The 17,141-nt window shown below is 71.3% G+C and carries 21 protein-coding genes; 11 read left to right on the top strand and 10 right to left on the bottom strand.

Annotation, left to right across the window (positions count from 1 at the left end; genetic code table 11):
• Window positions 1–114: 114 nt before the first annotated feature.
• Window positions 115–948, bottom strand: coding sequence for a nucleopolyhedrovirus P10 family protein (locus ABZU99_RS11425; protein WP_356047493.1), 834 nt, complete (start codon window positions 946–948; stop codon window positions 115–117).
• A gap of 171 nt (window positions 949–1,119) precedes the next feature.
• Between ABZU99_RS11425 and ABZU99_RS11420 the strand changes: the two genes are divergently transcribed.
• From ABZU99_RS11420 to amaP, 5 genes are read left to right on the top strand one after another with little or no spacing between them, the layout of a single operon-like run.
• Entirely contained in the window at window positions 1,120–1,626 is a 507-nt protein-coding gene (locus tag ABZU99_RS11420) for an Asp23/Gls24 family envelope stress response protein (protein WP_355952311.1), read from the top strand.
• A gap of 54 nt (window positions 1,627–1,680) precedes the next feature.
• Entirely contained in the window at window positions 1,681–1,872 is a 192-nt protein-coding gene (locus ABZU99_RS11415) for a hypothetical protein (protein WP_356047439.1), read from the top strand.
• A gap of 6 nt (window positions 1,873–1,878) precedes the next feature.
• Window positions 1,879–2,217 carry a hypothetical protein gene (locus ABZU99_RS11410; RefSeq protein ID WP_355952317.1) on the top strand — a complete coding sequence of 113 codons (339 nt, stop codon included), beginning with the start codon at window positions 1,879–1,881 and terminating at the stop codon, window positions 2,215–2,217.
• 14 nt (window positions 2,218–2,231) lie between these two features.
• Window positions 2,232–2,900 carry a DUF6286 domain-containing protein gene (locus ABZU99_RS11405; protein ID WP_356047495.1) on the top strand — a complete coding sequence of 223 codons (669 nt, stop codon included), beginning with the start codon at window positions 2,232–2,234 and terminating at the stop codon, window positions 2,898–2,900.
• A 6-nt stretch (window positions 2,901–2,906) separates the two neighbouring features.
• Window positions 2,907–3,470 (top strand): alkaline shock response membrane anchor protein AmaP, encoded by a 564-nt coding sequence (gene amaP / locus ABZU99_RS11400; RefSeq protein ID WP_355952320.1) that lies wholly within the window; start codon window positions 2,907–2,909, stop codon window positions 3,468–3,470.
• A gap of 101 nt (window positions 3,471–3,571) precedes the next feature.
• On the opposite strand, the gene ABZU99_RS11395 is transcribed toward amaP, so the two are convergent.
• The 6 genes from ABZU99_RS11395 to ABZU99_RS11370 form a co-directional block, all read right to left on the bottom strand.
• Window positions 3,572–3,697: a hypothetical protein gene (locus ABZU99_RS11395; RefSeq protein WP_356047441.1), complete on the bottom strand. Its 126-nt coding sequence runs from the start codon at window positions 3,695–3,697 to the stop codon at window positions 3,572–3,574.
• A gap of 476 nt (window positions 3,698–4,173) precedes the next feature.
• Window positions 4,174–4,929: an SDR family oxidoreductase gene (locus ABZU99_RS11390; protein WP_356047443.1), complete on the bottom strand. Its 756-nt coding sequence runs from the start codon at window positions 4,927–4,929 to the stop codon at window positions 4,174–4,176.
• 4 nt (window positions 4,930–4,933) lie between these two features.
• Window positions 4,934–6,718 (bottom strand): glycoside hydrolase family 15 protein, encoded by a 1,785-nt coding sequence (locus ABZU99_RS11385; RefSeq protein WP_356047445.1) that lies wholly within the window; start codon window positions 6,716–6,718, stop codon window positions 4,934–4,936.
• 23 nt (window positions 6,719–6,741) lie between these two features.
• Entirely contained in the window at window positions 6,742–7,548 is an 807-nt protein-coding gene (locus ABZU99_RS11380) for an SURF1 family protein (protein ID WP_356047497.1), read from the bottom strand.
• A 71-nt stretch (window positions 7,549–7,619) separates the two neighbouring features.
• Window positions 7,620–7,856, bottom strand: a complete 237-nt coding sequence (locus ABZU99_RS11375) for a hypothetical protein (RefSeq protein WP_355952328.1) — start codon at window positions 7,854–7,856, stop codon at window positions 7,620–7,622.
• A 63-nt stretch (window positions 7,857–7,919) separates the two neighbouring features.
• Complete coding sequence (locus ABZU99_RS11370; RefSeq protein WP_356047447.1) at window positions 7,920–8,912, bottom strand: DEDDh family exonuclease; 993 nt, start codon at window positions 8,910–8,912, stop codon at window positions 7,920–7,922.
• A 182-nt stretch (window positions 8,913–9,094) separates the two neighbouring features.
• Here ABZU99_RS11370 and ABZU99_RS11365 point away from each other — a divergent pair, with 182 nt between their 5' ends.
• Window positions 9,095–9,994 carry a sterol desaturase family protein gene (locus ABZU99_RS11365; RefSeq protein WP_356047448.1) on the top strand — a complete coding sequence of 300 codons (900 nt, stop codon included), beginning with the start codon at window positions 9,095–9,097 and terminating at the stop codon, window positions 9,992–9,994.
• Window positions 9,991–10,707, top strand: a complete 717-nt coding sequence (locus tag ABZU99_RS11360) for a lysoplasmalogenase (RefSeq protein ID WP_356047450.1) — start codon at window positions 9,991–9,993, stop codon at window positions 10,705–10,707. The genes ABZU99_RS11365 and ABZU99_RS11360 overlap by 4 nt, the downstream gene beginning before the upstream one ends.
• Here the strand turns inward: ABZU99_RS11360 and ABZU99_RS11355 are convergent.
• Complete coding sequence (locus tag ABZU99_RS11355) at window positions 10,662–12,200, bottom strand: S8 family serine peptidase (protein ID WP_356047452.1); 1,539 nt, start codon at window positions 12,198–12,200, stop codon at window positions 10,662–10,664. The genes ABZU99_RS11360 and ABZU99_RS11355 overlap by 46 nt on opposite strands.
• A 501-nt stretch (window positions 12,201–12,701) precedes the next feature.
• On the opposite strand from ABZU99_RS11355, the gene ABZU99_RS11350 reads away from it, so the two are divergent.
• The 3 genes from ABZU99_RS11350 to moaA all read left to right on the top strand — a co-directional run bounded on the left by ABZU99_RS11350 (window position 12,702) and on the right by moaA (window position 15,718).
• Window positions 12,702–13,019 carry a DUF485 domain-containing protein gene (locus ABZU99_RS11350; RefSeq protein ID WP_356047499.1) on the top strand — a complete coding sequence of 106 codons (318 nt, stop codon included), beginning with the start codon at window positions 12,702–12,704 and terminating at the stop codon, window positions 13,017–13,019.
• The gene (locus ABZU99_RS11345; RefSeq protein WP_355952342.1) at window positions 13,016–14,614 is read left to right on the top strand and encodes a cation acetate symporter; all 1,599 of its coding nucleotides are present in this window, start codon (window positions 13,016–13,018) and stop codon (window positions 14,612–14,614) included. Before ABZU99_RS11350 ends, ABZU99_RS11345 begins: the two co-directional genes overlap by 4 nt.
• A 114-nt stretch (window positions 14,615–14,728) precedes the next feature.
• Entirely contained in the window at window positions 14,729–15,718 is a 990-nt protein-coding gene (moaA, locus tag ABZU99_RS11340) for a GTP 3',8-cyclase MoaA (RefSeq protein ID WP_355952345.1), read from the top strand.
• On the opposite strand, the gene ABZU99_RS11335 is transcribed toward moaA, so the two are convergent.
• Both ABZU99_RS11335 and ABZU99_RS11330 read right to left on the bottom strand, forming a co-directional pair.
• Window positions 15,701–15,937 (bottom strand): hypothetical protein, encoded by a 237-nt coding sequence (locus ABZU99_RS11335; protein ID WP_356047455.1) that lies wholly within the window; start codon window positions 15,935–15,937, stop codon window positions 15,701–15,703. The genes moaA and ABZU99_RS11335 overlap by 18 nt on opposite strands.
• 193 nt (window positions 15,938–16,130) lie before the next feature.
• Entirely contained in the window at window positions 16,131–16,520 is a 390-nt protein-coding gene (locus tag ABZU99_RS11330; protein WP_355952432.1) for a DUF3099 domain-containing protein, read from the bottom strand.
• A 210-nt stretch (window positions 16,521–16,730) separates the two neighbouring features.
• On the opposite strand from ABZU99_RS11330, the gene ABZU99_RS11325 reads away from it, so the two are divergent.
• The gene (locus ABZU99_RS11325) at window positions 16,731–17,012 is read left to right on the top strand and encodes a GlsB/YeaQ/YmgE family stress response membrane protein (protein ID WP_355952349.1); all 282 of its coding nucleotides are present in this window, start codon (window positions 16,731–16,733) and stop codon (window positions 17,010–17,012) included.
• Window positions 17,013–17,141 lie beyond the last annotated feature (129 nt).

Genomic DNA, 17,141 nt, shown 5'->3' with positions numbered 1-17,141 from the left:
CCGAGCTGGAGCGCACCGTTGAGGGGATGCGGAAGGACGCCGGCTGAGCGGGGGTGCGGGGCCATGGCGTTTCCACGGCGGCGTTTCCGGTGGCCCGGTTTCCACGGCGGCGTTTTACGGCGTCGAATCCACGGCGGTGATCAGGACCGCCACCGTCACGGGACCCGGGGCGGCGGCCGCCACCGCCCTCCGTACCGCCCGTGCCACGTCCACGGCGCGGTGGTCCGACGCGACGGCCAGCTCGATCCGGATGTGCGCATCCTCGATATGCACGGCGCGGGAGAAGGCCAGCACGGGCGCGAGCCGGGTCACACCCGGAACGGAGAGGGCGGCGGTGGCCGCGGCCGTGACGGCCGGGTCGTCGGAGTGCTCGGTCGCCGGTGGGTGCTGCGCCTCCTGCCGTGGCTGCTGGGCCTCCTGCGGTGGCTGCTGGGCCTCCTGCGGTGGCTGCTGGGCCTCCTGCGGTGGGTGTTGCGCCTCCTGTGGGGGCTGCTGGGCCTCCTGCGGTGGCTGCTGCGGTCGCGGGGACGGGGGCTCGGCCGGTGGCTCCAGCGCCTCCAGAACCTCCGTCACCCGAAGGTCCACCGCCTCGACGTCCAGGCCCAGCCGGTCCACCGCCGCCGAGGACAGGGCGTTGCGCAGCCGGTCCGCCGCCACCGGCAGCGGCTGCTCCACCGTCGCCGCGCACTCCGCCTCGATCCGCAGCGGACCAGGCGGCAGTGCGCTCGGTGGGGGCGGAACCGCGGGCGCCCCCGCCGTGTCGGGGTCGGCCAGGCCGATACGGAGCGGGCCGAGACGTACGCCGGGCACCTTGGCGGCCGCCTCGCGGAGCACGGTGTTCGCCGCGAGCTCGGTCAGCCACGCGCCGTCAGCCGGTCCGCCGAGGGGCAGCAGCCGCCCGAGCCGCAGCTGTTGCCGTACCGCCTGCGCCAGCCGGTCCGTGACCACCGCCGTCACCCCTTCGCGCTGTAGTCGCCGGGTCGCTGGGTTCAGCCTGCCGCATCGCATCGCGCGACTGCCGCATTGCCGAGGCGGTTCGGGGAAATCGGCTTTAGTGTGGCAAGTAGAGCGAGCGGAACGCTCTGGAAAGCTGTTCGCCTCGGGAAGGGACGATCGGTGATGTCCGAGACCGCACCACGGAACCGGCCCGACAGCCCCGCCACGGAGCCCGCGGCCGACACGCCAAAGACCCTCGGCGGCGGCACCGCTACGGCGGCTCCGCCCCGGCGCGGCGGGGGCGACCCCGCCTCCCGAGGGCGTACCACCATTGCCGATGGCGTCGTCGAGAAGATCGCCGGTATGGCGGCCCGCGATGTCGTCGGCGTGCATGCGATGGGCAGCGGTTTCGCGCGCACCTTCGGGGTCGTACGGGACCGGGTGCCCGGGGGCAGGTCCGTCACCCGCGGGGTGAAGGCCGAGGTGGGCGAGGTGCAGACGGCCCTCGACCTGGAGATCGTGGTGGACTACGGCGTCTCCATCGCCGACGTCGCCCGGGCCGTGCGGGAGAACGTGATCGCGGCGGTCGAGCGGATGACCGGCCTTGAGGTGGTCGAGGTCAATATCGCGGTCAGCGATGTGAAGTTGCCGGACGAAGAAGAGGAATCGCCGGAGCCGCGGCTTCAGTAGTCCGGGCCACCTGGCCCGGCTGCGGCTTGGTTGGCTCCAGTAGGGGAGCACATGATGAGCATGGCCGTGGTCGGCATGATCGCGGGGATGGCGCTCGCTTTCGCCGGTTACTTCGGTGGTTTCGGGGCCTTTCTGCTGGTGGCCGCGTTGGGAGCCGTGGGCTTCATCGCGGGCCGGTTCCTCGACGGCGATCTGGAACCGGGTGACTTCTTCCGCTCCCGTGGCCGTGACGAACGGCGCCGGTGACGCGCCGTGGTCGAGCCGGGAGAGCGGGGGGCGACGCGGATCGCGGACCGCGTCATCGCGAAGATCGCCTCGCAGGCGGCGCGGGAGGCGCTGCGACCCGATGGCCCCCTTGGGCTGCCGCAGCCGCACGCGGCTGCGGTGGTGCGGGAGCGCGTCGCGCGGGTGCGGGTCGGCGTCGAGCTCGGCTATCCGTCCGACATCGGGGCGCAGTGCGGTGCGGTGCGTCGTCATGTGGTCGAACGGGTGGGTGAGATGGCGGGTATGGAGGTGCCCGAGGTGGCGGTGACGGTCGAGCGGCTGCACTCGCCGCTGCTGGAGCGGGCGGAGCGGGGGAGGGTGCGGTGAGCGGGGCCGATGCGATGGGTGGGGCCGAGAAGATGCGGCAGTCGGCGTCTTCGGCGGTGTACGAGGCGGGGCCGAGGCCCGGGTCCGGATCCGGGACCGGTCCCGGATCCGGACCTGACGATTCGTCCCGGCACGGGCACGTCGGCCGCTTCTGGTCCGAGCGCCGCATCCCCGCCGGGCTCGTCGCGCTGGCCCTCGTCGCCATCGCCGGACTGCTGCTGTACGAGGTGGCCGCCGTGCGCGCCGGCCGGTCCGCCATGCGGTGGCGGGACTGGCTCGCCGAACAGCTCGCCTCGCGGCCGCTCGACGACGCCTGGGTCATGGGCGGGGCCGCCCTGCTGGCGCTCCTGGGCCTCTGGATGATCGTCCTGGCCCTCACGCCGGGGCTGCGCGGTCTGCTGCCGATGCGCGCGCCGAGCGACGTCCGGGACATGCGGGCCGGTATCGACCGGGCCGCCGCGAGACTGGTGCTGCGCGACCGCGCGATGGAGGTGCCCGGGGTGCGGTCGGTACGGGTCGACGTCGGCCGTCGGCGGGTCAGGGCGCGGGCGCTGGCCCACTTCCGCGACCTGGACGAGGTACGGGCGGATCTCGACGCCGCCCTCGACGAGGGCATCCGGCAGCTGGGCCTGGCCCGGCGGCCCGCCCTCTCCGTGCACGTACGGCGACCGGCGAAGGGGTGAGCGGGGATGCGGAGCAGGCTGCGGATCGTCAACCGGGTGCTGCTGGGTGTCTTGGGCCTGCTGCTGTTGGGCGTCGGCGCGGTGGCCCTGGCCGGCTGGCCGCCGTTCGGCGGGCGCGATGACGTTCTGCTGAGCCGTGCGGACCGGATGCGGTGGCGTGATGCCGGATGGTGGTGGCCCGTGGTCATCGCGGCTCTGGCGCTGGTGCTGGTGCTCGCGGTGTGGTGGGCGCTCGCGCAGTTCCGGCGGGGCCGGCTGGCGGAGGTGCTGGTGGAGACGGGAGACGGGGAGGGGGCGCTGCTGCGGGGCCGTGCGCTGGAGGCGGCGCTGACGGCGGAGGCGGAGTCGCTGGGGGGAGTGGAGCGGGCGCACGTACGGCTACGGGGCCGGCGGACCGCTCCGGAGGCGCGGATGGGGCTGATGTTGGAGGCGCGGGCGGAGCCGGCGCGGACGCTGGAGGGGCTGCGGGCGGAGGCGCTGGAGCATGCGCGGGGCTCGGCGGGTCTGGAGCAGCTGCCGGCGGAGGTGCGGCTGAGGACGGAGCGGCATCGGGCGGAGCGGGCACGGTAGTTGACGGGTGCCGGGTTCCACCGGGTGCGCGGTCTGTCCGTGGTCAGGTGCGGGGGCGGGGCCTCCGGGGCGGGGGCCTGGACCGATATCTTTGGGCGCCGTCAGCCGGAAGCGGCGTGTTGCCCGGAGATTGGCGCCAGACCCGGTGCGGGCAGCGCCTGCCGGTCGAGTTTGCCGCTGGTGCCCAGCGGCAGCCGGTCCAGCGTGACGATCGCCGCGGGGATCATATGGTCCGGCAGGCTCCGGGCGAGGGACGCCCGCAGCGCGGCGGGTCCACCGCGCTGCCCGAGGCCACATACACGTAAGCGTCCAGGCCCCCGCCCCTGCACCCCCGCCCCCTTCCGAGTGTCGGCGACTCCCGCCCGGTGGCCCGGCCAGTCGCTTCACTGACCGGGCGGGTGCGGAATTCCAGCCCGTCGGGCGATTGAGGACACGGCAGAAGGCCGTGCCGGGGGGATGGGCCGAGCCCGGCACTCAGCCTTGACTGGGCACGCTCCTCCGGTGGAGGCCCACAAACCAGCCCCTCCGGCGCTTGTTGAGGAGTGGAGTCCGGGGCGGAGCCCCGGCGGGGGTGCGGGGGCGGAGTCCCCGAATCGGAGTCCGCGGCGGAGCCCCGTCCACGCGGCGGAGCCCCGTCCACGCGGCGGAGCCGCATATCGGATGCTGCGGGAAGGGGCGGGGTGGGGGAGATCCCACCGGCCCCCTAGAAGCCGTGCAGCGCGCCCCCGTCCACCGGCAGCATCAGGCCGGTGAGATAGGAGGCCGCTGGGGAGAGCAGGAAGGTGGCGGCCTTGCCGAATTCCTCGGGGGTGCCGTACCGGCGGAGCGGGAGCGTCGCACAGTTCCGCTCGCGGGCCGCGTCGGCGTCTCCGGAGAGCCCGTCCAGCTCGCGCACGCGATCGGTGTCGATGCGGGACGGCAGGAGGCCGACGACGCGGATGCCGAGGGGGCCGAGCTCGACGGAGAGGGACTTGGCGAAGCCGGCGAGGCCGGGCCGGAGGCCGTTGGAGATGGTGAGGCCGGGGATGGGTTCGTGGACGGAGGCGGAGAGGACGAAGCCGATGACGCCGCCGGGAGAGAGTTCGGCGGCGGCGGTGCGGGCGAGGCGGACGGCGCCGAGGAAGACGGATTCGAATGCGGCCTGCCACTGGGCGTCGGTGATGTCGGCGGTGGGCCCGGCCGGGGGGCCGCCGACGCTGATGAGGATGCCGTCGAAGCCGCCGAAGTGGTCGCGGGCGGTGGCGATGAGACGGTCGGCGGCGGCGGGGTCGGCGTTGTCGGCGGCGACGCCGAGGGCACCGGGGCCGAGGGAGTCGGCGGTGGCGGCCGCGGCGTCGGCGTCGCGGCCGGTGATGATCACCTTGGCGCCGTCGGCGACGAGCTCGCGGGCGGCGGCGAGGCCCAGCCCGCGGGTGGCTCCGGTGACGATGTACACCCGGTCTTTGAGTCCAAGATCCATGGGGTCAGTCTGCCGGGGCCTCTTCGGCGAGGGTAAGGGCGGTCCCGACGAGTCCGATGTGGCTGAACGCCTGGGGGAAGTTGCCGAGCTGCCGGCCGGCCGCCGGGTCGTACTCCTCGGCGAGGAGGCCGACGTCGTTGCGGAGGGCGAGGAGGCGTTCGAAGAGGGCCCGGGCGTCCTTGTGGCGGCCGGCGAGCTGGAGGGCGTCGGCGAGCCAGAAGGAGCAGGCGAGGAAGGCGCCTTCGGAGCCGGGGAGGCCGTCGACGTTGGTGCCGTCGGTGGTGTAGCGGCGGATGAGGCCGTCGTCGCTGAGTTCGCGGCGGACGGCGTCGATGGTGCCGAGGACGCGGGGGTCGGTGGCGGGGAGGAAGCCGACGCGGGGGATGAGGAGGGTGGCGGCGTCGAGTTCGGTGGAGCCGTAGGACTGGGTGAAGGTGGAGCGCTCGGGGTCGTAGCCCTTTTCGCAGACCTCGCGGTGGACGGCGTCGCGCATGGCGCGCCAGCGGTTCGCGTCGCCGCTCAGCTCGGGGTGGGCCTCGATGGTGCGGACGGCCCGGTCGGCGGCGACCCAGGCCATGACTTTGGAGTGGACGAAGTGGCGGCGGGGTCCGCGGACCTCCCACAGGCCCTCGTCGGGGTCGCGCCAGGCGGATTCCAGGAAGTCCATGAGGGCGCATTGGATCTTCCAGTCGTGCGGTTTGCCGGGGAGGCCGGAGACGCGGGCGAGGTGGAGGGAGTCGAGGATCTCGCCGTAGACGTCGAGCTGGCGCTGGCCGACGGCGCCGTTGCCGATGCGGACGGGCGCGGACTGCTCGTAGCCGTCGAGCCAGGGGAGCTCGTATTCATGGAGCCGGCGCTCGCCGCCGAGGCCGTACATGATCTGCAGCTCGGCGGGGTCGCCGGCGATGGCGCGCAGCAGCCAGTCGCGCCAGGCGCTCGCCTCCTCGCGGTAGCCGGCGGACAGGAGCGCGTTCAGGGTGAGGGTGGAGTCGCGCAGCCAGCAGTAGCGGTAGTCCCAGTTGCGGATGCCGCCGATCAGCTCGGGCAGCGAGGTGGTGGGGGCGGCGACGATGCCGCCGGTGGGGACGTAGGTGAGCGCTTTGAGGGTGATCAGGGAGCGCATGACGGCGTCCCGGTAGGGGCCCTGGTAGGTGCAGCGGGCGGCCCAGGCGTGCCAGTCGTCGAGGCTGGAGCGCAGGGAGGTGTACGGGTCGACGAGGCGCGGCCGGGGCTCGTGGGAGGGGTGCCAGGTGAGGACGAAGGCCACGCGCTCGCCGGCCGAGACGGTGAATTCGGAGCGGGTGGAGAAGTCCTTGCCGTAGGTGTGTACCTCGGGCTCGGAGCGCAGCCATACGGAGTCGGGTCCGGCGACCGCGATCCGGTGGCCGTCCTCGCGGCGCACCCAGGGGATGACGTGGCCGTAGTCGAAGCGCAGCCGCAGGACGCCCTGCATCTCGACGCTGCCGGAGACGCCTTCCACGATGCGGATGAGGTCGGGGGCGCGGTCGCGCTGCGGCATGAAGTCGATGACCTTGACGGTGCCCGCATCGGTCTCCCAGATGGTCTCCAGGACGAGCGAGTCGTCGATGTAGCCACGGCGGGTGCAGGCGCCCGCGCCCTTGGGGGCGAGCCGCCAGTGGCCGTTGTCCACGTCGCCGAGGAGCGCGGCGAAGCAGGCCGCCGAGTCGAAGCTGGGCAGGCACAACCAGTCGATGGAGCCTTCGCGGCTGATCAGAGCAGCCGTCTGGTGATCCCCGATGAGTGCGTAGTCGTCGATGCGCTGAGCCACACCGGGGCGTCTTCCCGGAAAAGCTAGTCGGCAGTCGCGGTGGCCGGGACCTTCTCGGGGGTGGCGGGGGCAGCGGCCTGCGCGGCACGGTCCCGGCGTTCGCGGCGGACCAGGACGACCCAGCCCACGGGCACACCGGCGGAGAACAGCCACCACTGGATCGCGTACGCCATATGGGGGCCGATGTCGCTGTGGTTGGGTACCGGGACCGGCTGGGGCTGCTTGGTGCCCTTGGGGGAGGAGGCGGTGAGCTCGATGTAGCCGCCGAGGACGGGCCGGGACAGCTTCTTCGCCTGCTGCTCGCTGTTGATGAGGGTGACCTGGCGCGGCGGCAGCCCCTTCTTGTCCTTGAGGCCGCTGTTGCCGGTGGTCTCGTCGGCCTTGAGCCGGCCGGTGACGGTGACCTTGCCGGCGGGGGCGGCGGGGACCTTCGGGAACCTGGTGAGATCGGCGCCGGCCGGGATCCAGCCGCGGTTGACGAGGACGGCCCGGCCGTCCTGGAGCAGCAGCGGGGTGAGGACGAAGTAGCCGATGGACTGCTCGTCGGAGCCGGTGCGCTGGCGGACGACGACCTCATGGGCGGTGTCGTAGGTGCCGGTGGCGGTCACGGTGCGCCAGGTGTCGTCGCGGGGGACGGTACGGCCGGGGGCGGTGAGCTTGTCGACGGCCACGGGCGGGGCGTCGAGGTTGTCCCCGATCAGCTGGTTCTGCGCTACCCGGTGCTCATGGCGGTGGAGCTGCCAGAAACCCAGTCTGATCATGGTGGGGATCAGGGCGAGCCCTACGAGCGTGAGGATCACCCACTGCCGGGTCAACAGGAAGCGGTACACGCCCTTGACCCTACTCGGCATGGATTGTCCCCCGGCCGGTGGGGCCGACGGGGGACAATCCACGCAGGTGGTCAGACATGATCGACGATGCCCACCTTCCCTTCGGCGCGAGCGCAGTGCGCCCCGCAGTAGAACTGGCCGTCCGCCTCCACGCCCTGGCCGATGATCTGGCACCGGCAGTGCTCGCAGATGGGCGCCATGCGATGGATGGCGCACTGGAAACAGTCGAAGACGTGCACACCACCACCCTGCGCATGCACCTCGAACGTCATCCCGTAGTCATTTCCACAGACCTCACAACGTGCCATGGGCCACAGCGTGCGGGCCCGGGCGGTGGCGGGCGAGCGGCGGGCGGGCGCGTCGCGCCGACTTCACCTGTTTGTCGGCGGCGCGGGGGTGACGTCCTGCAGGAGTTGCATGAAGGCCGCCTCGTCGATGATCGGCGTGCCGAAGGACCGGGCCTTGGTGGTCTTGGACGTGGGCGACTCGGGGTCGTTGGTGACCAGCACGCTGGTCAGCCGGGAGACGCTGGTGGCCACGTGCAGCCCGGCCTCGATCGCCCGGTCCTCCAGCAGCTCGCGGTCGACCGAGGTGTCCCCGGAGAACGCCACCCGCATGCCCTGGACCAGCTGCCCGCCCACCTCGTACCGCCCCGGGTTGGGGTAGGGGCAGGCGGGGCGCTTACGGCTGGGGCGCCAGCTCGATTGCCGGTACGACCGCTGCTGACCGACGCGCGCCGGGCCGTCGGACCACTCGGTGAGCGGCTGGCAGGCCAGCAGGGGGAGGCGCAGCCCGGACTCGGCGGCCAGGTGGAGGCTCGGGCGGAACGCCTCGGCGAGCACCCGCGCGTCGTCCAGCGCGTGGTGGGCGCGGCGCTGGACCACTCCGTAGTGGGCGGCGAGCGACTCCAGCTTGTGGTTGGGCAGCGGCAGGCCCAGCTCCTTGGAGAGGGCGATGGTGCACAGCCGCTGCCGTACGGGCGCGGCGCTCTTGGCGCGGGCGTACTCGCGGGCGAGCATCGACCAGTCGAAGACGGCGTTGTGCGCGACCAGGACGCGGTCGGCCAGGCGCTCGGCGAGCTCAGCGGCGATGTCCGGGAAGAGCGGGGCGTCGGCGAGCGTCTCGCGGGTGAGCCCGTGGATCCACACCGGGCCCGGATCGCGCTGCGGGTTGACCAGGGTGTACCAGTGGTCCTGCACCGTGCCCCGGGCGTCGAGCTGATAGACCGCCGCGGAGACGATCCGGTCGTCGCGGGCGAGGCCGGTGGTCTCCACGTCGACGACCGCGTACCCCTGGGGGTAGGCGGTCGGCCACGAGGACGGCGTTGCGAGCCGGGGTGCGGCCGCCGTGGGGTCTTCGAGCATGGTTCACGAGGATACGGGCCGCCGCTGACAACCCGTACCGTCGGCCCGCTCTGTGACGGGAAGTCATCGCCATCCCTTTTCTCCGGAGATGTGAAGGGCTTCCCCTTGCTGACAGGCCATCTACCATACTTGTTGGTAACTGCCTCTAGCGGAGGCCTTATAGCCGTATCTATGGTGCGGACATGCCGCACCTGCCCAATGCCGTGCTGTGGTCGATACCGGCCTTTGTCCTGCTCGCCGTCGTGGAGATGGTGAGCTACCGGCTCCACCCCGACGAGGACGCCGAGGGCTACGCGGCCAAGGACGCCGCGACCAGCGTCACGATGGGGCTCGGGAGCCTTGTCTTCGATCTGGTGTGGAAGATCCCGATTGTGGCGATCTATGCCGCCGTCTATGAACTCACCCCGATACGCGTCCCCGTGGAGTGGTGGACGCTGCCGCTGATGCTGTTCGCCCAGGACTTCTTCTACTACTGGTCGCACCGCGGGCACCACGTCATCCGCATCCTGTGGGCGTGCCATGTGGTGCATCACTCCAGCCGCAGGTTCAACCTCACCACCGCCCTGCGGCAGCCGTGGACCAGCTGGACCGTCTGGCCGTTCTACGTACCGATGATCGCCCTCGGGGTGCATCCCGCCGCGGTCGCGTTCTGCTCATCGGTGAACCTCGTCTACCAGTTCTGGATCCACACCGAACGGATCGGCACCCTGCCGCGCCCCATCGAGTTCGTCTTCAACACCCCGTCGCACCACCGCGTCCACCACGCTTCCCAAGGGGGCTATCTGGACCGTAACTTCGGCGGCATCCTCATCGTGTGGGACCGGCTCTTCCGGTCCTTCGTCCCGGAGACCGAGCGGCCCGTCTACGGGCTCACCAAGAACATCGACACCTACAACCCGCTGCGCGTGGCCACCCATGAGTACGCGGCCATCGCCCGCGACCTCGCGGCGGCGCGCGGCTGGCGCGAGCGGGCGGGCCGGGTCTTCCGGGGGCCGGGCTGGCAGCCCGCTCCCGCGCCCGGGGACGGGCAGCCGGTGCCCGGCGGAAAGCCCGTCACCGAAATCACCGAGAGCGCGGCATGACCGGCGCGGGGCGCGGAGCGCGCGCCCTGCTGGGGCTCTTCGCGCTGCTGACCGCCGTCCACCTGGGCGCGCTGCTCGCGGACGCCACCCCGGTCGTCCACGCCACCAAACCCGCTTTGATGCCCGTTCTCGCCGCGTACGCCCTTGTGCGCGGCGGGCCCCGCCGACTGGCGGCGGCGCTGCTGTGCGGCTGCGGCGGCGATGTGCTGCTGCAGATCGGCGGCGACACCGCGTTCCTCGCCGGAATGGGGTGCTTCGCCGCCGGACATGCCTGCTACATAGCGCTGTTCATCCGCGCCCGGCGCCCTACGGTGCCCTGGGTGGCCGCGGGGTACGGGGCCGCGTGGCTCGGCACCGTGGTCCTCCTGTGGCCCGGCCTCGACGCCGGCCTGCGGTTCCCCGTCGCCGGCTACAGCCTGCTGCTGGCGGCCATGGCGCTCGGCGCACTGCGGGCGGGCCCGTGGGCCGGGCTCGGCGGGGTGCTGTTCCTGCTCTCCGACACCCTGATCGCCGCCGGTCTCGCGCACTGGCCACGACCGCCGGTACCGCAGTTCTGGATCATGGCCACCTATGTGGCGGCCCAGTATCTGCTGACGGCCGGGGTGCTCCGCGACGCGCCGCCGGGCGGGTCACCCCCGCCCGACGGCCCGCGCACCGGGTCAGCCGATCACTTCTCGACGGCGTCCAGGGCGTCCGTGAGCCCGGCGCCGTAGAAGCCGTTGTACCGCTTGCCGCCCTCGCACACCGCGTCGACCGTGCCGTCCCCGTCGATGTCGTAGTCGGTCGGGCAGGCGACGTCGTCGGCCTCGGCCTTGAGCAGCGCCTTCACCTGCCCGGGGGAGGCGTGCGGATGGGTGCTCCTGATGAGCGCCGCGACACCCGCGACATGCGGGGAGGCCATCGAGGTGCCCGCCATGTAGCCGTACTTGCCACCGGGCAGCGTGTTGTAGATGCGGCCGTCGACGGCCGGGGGGGCCGGCTTCTGGTAGGCGGTGGAGTCGCCACCGGGGGCCGCGATGTCGATGACCCCGAGACCGTAGTTGGAGAACGACGACTTGAGCCCCTTGGCGCCGGTCGCGGCAACCGTGACGACGCCCGGCAGCTGGGTCGGGATGTCCAGGCAGACGCTCGGGTCCACCTCCCGGTCACCGGGGGTGGTGTCGTTGGGGCTGGAAGGGTCGGTGATCTTGTCCGAGGTGAGGTCGTAGTTCTCGTTGCCCGCCGCGGCCACGTTCACCACGCCCTTGTGCTCCGCGTACGAGGAGGCCCGGCGCACCGCGTCGACCAGGGCTTTCTGGTCCGGGTCGGTGGTGCAGTTGAAGTACCAAGGGTCGGTGTAATAGCTGTTGTTGGTGACGTCCACACCGTGCTCGGCGGCCCAGACGAAGCCACAGACCACGGCCTCGGTGTAGAAGAACCCGGCGGTCGTGCCCACCTTGATGCCGGAGACCTTGACGCCCGGGGCCACACCGGTGACGCCGATGCCGTTCTTCGCGGCGGCGATCTCGCCCGCGACATGCGTGCCGTGGGGGCTCTCCAGGGCGCTCGGCCGCCAAGCGCCGTCGGCCGTGTCCGGCTTCCCCGACACGCAGTTGACGGACGCCTTGCGGTCGAAGTTCGGCGCGAGGTCGGGGTGGGTGTCGTCCACACCGGTGTCGATGACCCCGACGGTGACCTTGGAGCTGCCCTGGCTCTTCTGGTGCGCCTTGTCCGCCTTGATGGCGGGCAGATCCCACTGGAGCGGCTCCAGCGGGTCCTGACCGGCCCCGGCCCTGGCCGCCACGGCCTTCTGCTCCCGCTCGGACAGCACCTTCGGCGTGCCGAGGTCGTCGGTGGACTGGGCGGGCAGCGGTGCGGTGCGGGTGGCGCCGGCCGAGGCGACGCCGCGGACCGTACGGATGGTCTTCGCGAAGTCGGGGTTGGCGGAGTGGACGACGATGACGCCGATCCGGTCGTACGCGACCACCACCGTGCCGCCCGCTTTGGCGATGGCCTTCTGGATACGGGGCGAGTCGTGGTGCCCCGGACGCGTGTTGACGACGTAGCTCAGCGACGGGCCGTCGGCCGCGCCGGCGGCGGCGGTGGCGTGGCCGTCCTGCGCGAGGGCGGTGGCGGTGGTGGGCAGGAAGGCCAGCGCGGTGGTGAGCGCCATGGCGGCGGGTATCGCGGCGGTGCGCAGCGGCAGGGAGGTGCGGCGCGGCGTCATGGGTACTCCGGTTCTGTTGAGGGGTGGGGACGGTCGGGGCGGGCGGACCGGGGCTGGATCGACAGCGTCCCGGAGCCGGGATCGGGGCGCGCGCTCAGCGCGTCACCCGGGGGACGCCCGCTTGACGTCCGAGCGACGGACCGTCAGCGGCCCGCCGTCCCTGTCGTGCATGCACCGGTCTCAGATGAGGCATGGGGTCTCCACTTCATCCGTACGGACCGCCAGCGCTTGCGCGTGGGCGGGTACATGACGAAGGAAGCTATCGCTGATCAAGGCGGGGCATCAATGCGCAGCGGAAGAAAACCCGCCACCGTGCCCGGACTGAAGCGCTCCTTCGGCCTCTTCTCCGTCTTTCAACCAACCGGCCCCTGTCGTAAGCCCTGACGGCGCCCTACCATGCGTGATCCGGATCACTATGACGCCGTACGCGTCCCGTCGTAAACCCACTCACCAGGAGAGACCGTGGAAACCGCACCGGCCGGCGATCGCCCCGACGATCAGCTGCAGCACACCCGACCTCCGTACGCCGAGGTGCAGACGAGTGCGGAGTTCGGCGAACTGCGCACCGCGCACCGCTCGTTCGCCTTTCCGCTCACCATCGCGTTCGTCAGCTGGTACCTGCTCTACGTCCTGCTGTCCAACTACGCGGGCGGCTTCATGGACACCAAGGTCGCCGGCAACATCAACGTGGCCCTGGTCTTCGGCCTCGCCCAGTTCCTGACCACCTTCCTCATCGCCTGGTGGTACTCCCGGCACGCCGCCGCCGAGCTCGACCCGCGGGCCGCCGCGATCAAGTCCCGCCTGGAAGGTGACGCATGAGCCCCTACCAGCTCGCCGCCGAGAGCGCCTCGGACCACCGGCCGCTGATCATCACACTCTTCTCGGTCTTCGTCGTGGCGACGCTGGCCATCACCGTATGGGCGGGCCGGCAGACCAAGGACGCCACGGACTTCTACGCCGGCGGGCGCCAGTTCTCCGGCTTCCAGAACGGCCTCGCCATCTCCGGCGACTACATGTCCGCCGCGTCCTTCCTCGGCATCGCCGGAGCCATCGCGCTCTCCGGCTACGACGGCTTCCTCTACTCGATCGGCTTCCTCGTCGCCTGGCTGGTCGCCCTGCTGCTGGTCGCCGAGCCGCTCCGTAACTCCGGCCGGTACACGATGGGCGACGTGCTCGCCTACCGGATGCGCCAGCGTCCGGTCCGCACCGCCGCGGGCGCGTCCACCATCGTGGTCTCGATCTTCTACCTGCTGGCCCAGATGGCGGGCGCCGGCGTGCTGGTCTCGCTGCTGCTCGGCATCACCAGCGAGGCCGGGAAGATCCTCATCGTCGTCCTCGTCGGCGTCGTGATGATGCTCTACGTCTCCATCGGCGGGATGAAGGGCACCACCTGGGTGCAGATGGTGAAGGCCGTCCTGCTGATCGCGGGCACCCTGCTGCTCACCTTCCTGGTGCTGCTGAAGTTCCACTTCAACGTCTCCGAACTACTGGGCGAGGCGGCAAAGAACAGCGGCATCGGTCACGCGTTCCTGGAGCCCGGCCAGAAGTACGGGATCACCGCGACCACCAAGCTCGACTTCATCTCGCTGGGCATCGCGCTGGTCCTCGGCACCGCGGGCCTGCCGCACATCCTCATCCGCTTCTACACGGTGCCCACGGCACAGGCCGCCCGTAAGTCGGTGAACTGGGCGATCGGGATCATCGGCGGCTTCTATCTGATGACCATCGCGCTGGGCTTCGGCGCCGCCGCGCTGCTCAAGCACGACGACATCATCGCCTCGAACAAGTCGGGCAACACCGCCGCCCCGCTGCTCGCGGAGAAGCTCGGCGGTCCAGTCCTGCTCGCGGTGATCTCCGCGGTGGCGTTCGCGACCATCCTGGCCGTCGTCGCCGGGCTCACCCTCGCCTCCTCGTCCTCCTTCGCCCATGATCTGTACGCCAATGTCATCCGCAAGGGGCAGGCGACACAGAAGGAGGAGATGGCCGCCGCCCGCTGGGCCACCGTCGGCATCGGCACCGTCGCCGTCGTCCTCGGGGTCTTCGCACGCGACCTCAATGTCGCCGGACTCGTGGCGCTCGCCTTCGCGGTCGCCGCCTCCGCCAACCTCCCGACCATCCTCTACAGCCTGTTCTGGAAGCGGTTCACCACCCAGGGCGCGCTGTGGTCCATCTACGGCGGACTGGTCTCCTCGGTCTTCCTGGTGCTCTTCTCGCCGGTCGTCTCGGGCAAGGAGACGTCGATGTTCCCGGACGTCGACTTCCACTGGTTCCCCCTGGAGAACCCGGGGCTCATCTCCATCCCGCTGGGCTTCCTGCTCGGCTGGCTGGGCACCCTCCTCTCCAAGGAGGAGCCGGACCGGGAGAAGTACGCCGAACTGGAGGTGCGCTCGCTCACCGGGCACGGAGCCCACTGACACACAGCCCCGGACCACGGGCACGGCCCCTCCCTGTCACAGCCGTCACGTACGCTGCGGAGTACTGCCGTAGTTGTGCCGTAGTTGCACGCGAACAGTGGAGGGGCCGTCGCCATGCTGATCGACACCTACGAGCGCGTCGCCACGGACCTGCGTGTCTCACTGACCGACCGGTGCAATCTGCGCTGCACCTACTGCATGCCGGAAGAAGGCCTGCAGTGGCTCGCCAAACCGGATCTGCTCACCGACGACGAGATCGTCCGGCTGATCCGGATCGCCGTGACCGAGCTCGGCATCACCGAAGTCCGCTTCACCGGCGGTGAGCCGCTGCTGCGCCCCGGCCTCGTCTCCATCGTCGAGCGCTGCGCGGCCCTCACCCCGCGCCCCCAGATGTCGCTGACCACCAACGGCATCGGGCTCCAGCGCACCGCCCAGGCGCTGCGCGACGCGGGCCTGGACCGGGTCAATGTCTCGCTCGACACCCTGCGCCCCGAGGTCTTCCGGGCCCTGACCCGGCGCAAGCGCCATGACGATGTGCTGCGCGGCCTCGACGCGGCTCGCACCGCCGGGCTCACCCCCGTCAAGGTCAACGCCGTGCTGATGCCCGGCCTCAATGACGACGAGGCCCCAGAACTGCTCGCCTGGGCCCTGGAAAGCGGCTATGAGCTGCGCTTCATTGAACAAATGCCGCTGGATGCCCAGCACGGCTGGAAGCGCGAGGGAATGATCACCGCGGGGGACATCCTGGCCAGTCTGCGCACCCGCTTCACCCTCACCCCCGAAGCCGACGAGGAGCGCGGCTCCGCCCCCGCCGAGCGCTGGCTGGTCGACGGCGGCCCGGCCCGTGTCGGCGTCATCGCCTCGGTCACCCGGCCCTTCTGCCGCGCCTGTGACCGCACCCGGCTGACCGCCGACGGGCAGGTGCGCACCTGTCTGTTCGCGCGCGAGGAGTCCGATCTGCGGGGAGCGCTGCGCTCCGGTGCGCCGGACGAGGAGATCGCCCGGCTGTGGCGGCTGGCGATGTGGGGCAAGAAGGCGGGCTCCGGGCTCGACGACCCGTCGTTCCTCCAGCCCGACCGCCCGATGTCAGCGATCGGCGGCTGACCACTCCTCGAGCGTCACCACGTCCTTGAGGAAGCCCCGCATCCCGAGGAACTCCGACAGATACTCACGGTGTTCATCGCACGCCAGCCAGGTCTTGCGCCGATCCGGAGTGTGTATCTTCGGGTTGTTCCAGGCCAGCACCCATACGGCGGGGGCGCGACAGCCCTTGGCGGAGCAGATCACGGTCTCGGTCTCGGCGGCGGTCTCGCGGGTGTTCACACCGCAGACTCTACGGAAAGCGCCCCGGACATGGCGACGCCGGGCAGCCACGGGGGGAGCCGCCCGGCGTCGGTCCGTCGCTCCGACGGGGGATGCGGAGCGCGTACGCAGTATGTCACGAGGGATAGGGCGCGGTGCACCGGAACAGCAGGATTGATCTGAGGTTTTCTTGAGCTTACCGAAACGTGGCAGGTCAGCCCCGATCGGCGCGTCCATCCTCGCTGGTATGTCCGACGTCTTCCGGGACGGATTCCGCCCGCGGGGAATCCTCCGGCTCCGACTCCCGCGCGGAGATCAGCATGGGGCGGGGCGGCATCGCGATGAAGGTGGCGGGGAGCGAAGGGGCGTTCTCCCGGCCCGCGTTGGCGATCACCACGGCGATGTACGGCAGCACGACACCGAGGACCAGCGCCACGATGGCCACATGGCGCTCCACGTTCCACAACACCGCCGCCAGCACGACCGCCACGGTCCGCACCGACATCGAGATCACATAGCGGCGCTGCCGCCCGCGCACATCGGCGTCCAGCCCCTGGCGGGCTCCGGTGATCCGGAAGACCTCCGTACTGCCCTGCTTCCGCATCACGTTCCACCACCTGATCGCCAAGCAGGTACCCCGCTTCGGTACGTACTCAACGTTACGCCGCGCCCGCGGACGGTTCGAGGCCGGGGCACCCTGATGGGTGCCCTGCCATACGCCATACCGCGTACGGCCACTCCGGCGTGCGCCGTACCGAAAGTGGTCGAACACTGAGAGGAGGCGTGTATCCCCTGCCATGTGTCAGGAGGCGACATGAACTGGCTATGGGCCATCGTCGTGGGAATCATTCTCGGTGTTCTTGCCAGGGCCATTCTGCCGGGCAAGCAGGAGATCCCGCTGTGGCTGACCTGTATCTACGGCATCCTCGGCGGCATCCTCGGCAATGCGGTGGCCGGATGGATCGGGGTCAAACACACCTCGGGCTTCGACTGGATCCGGCATCTGCTGCAGCTGGCCGGAGCGGTGGCCATCGTCGCCCTCGGCACCCCGCTGTGGCAGACCATTCGCCACGGCGGCAGGAGACGGGCGACCTGACGGCCGGGCCGCTGCAGCTGGCCGGAGCGGTGGTCATCGTCGCCCTCGGCACCCCGCTGTGGCAGACCATTCGCCACGGCGGCAGGAGACGGGCGACCTGACGGCCGGGCCGCTGCAGCTGGCCGGAGC

It is taken from the genome of Streptomyces sp. NPDC005266 (genome assembly GCF_040607655.1).
GTDB lineage: Bacteria > Actinomycetota > Actinomycetes > Streptomycetales > Streptomycetaceae > Streptomyces.
The sequence above is the reverse complement of the archived record's forward strand: the minus strand, read 5'-3'. Positions and strand labels throughout refer to the sequence as shown.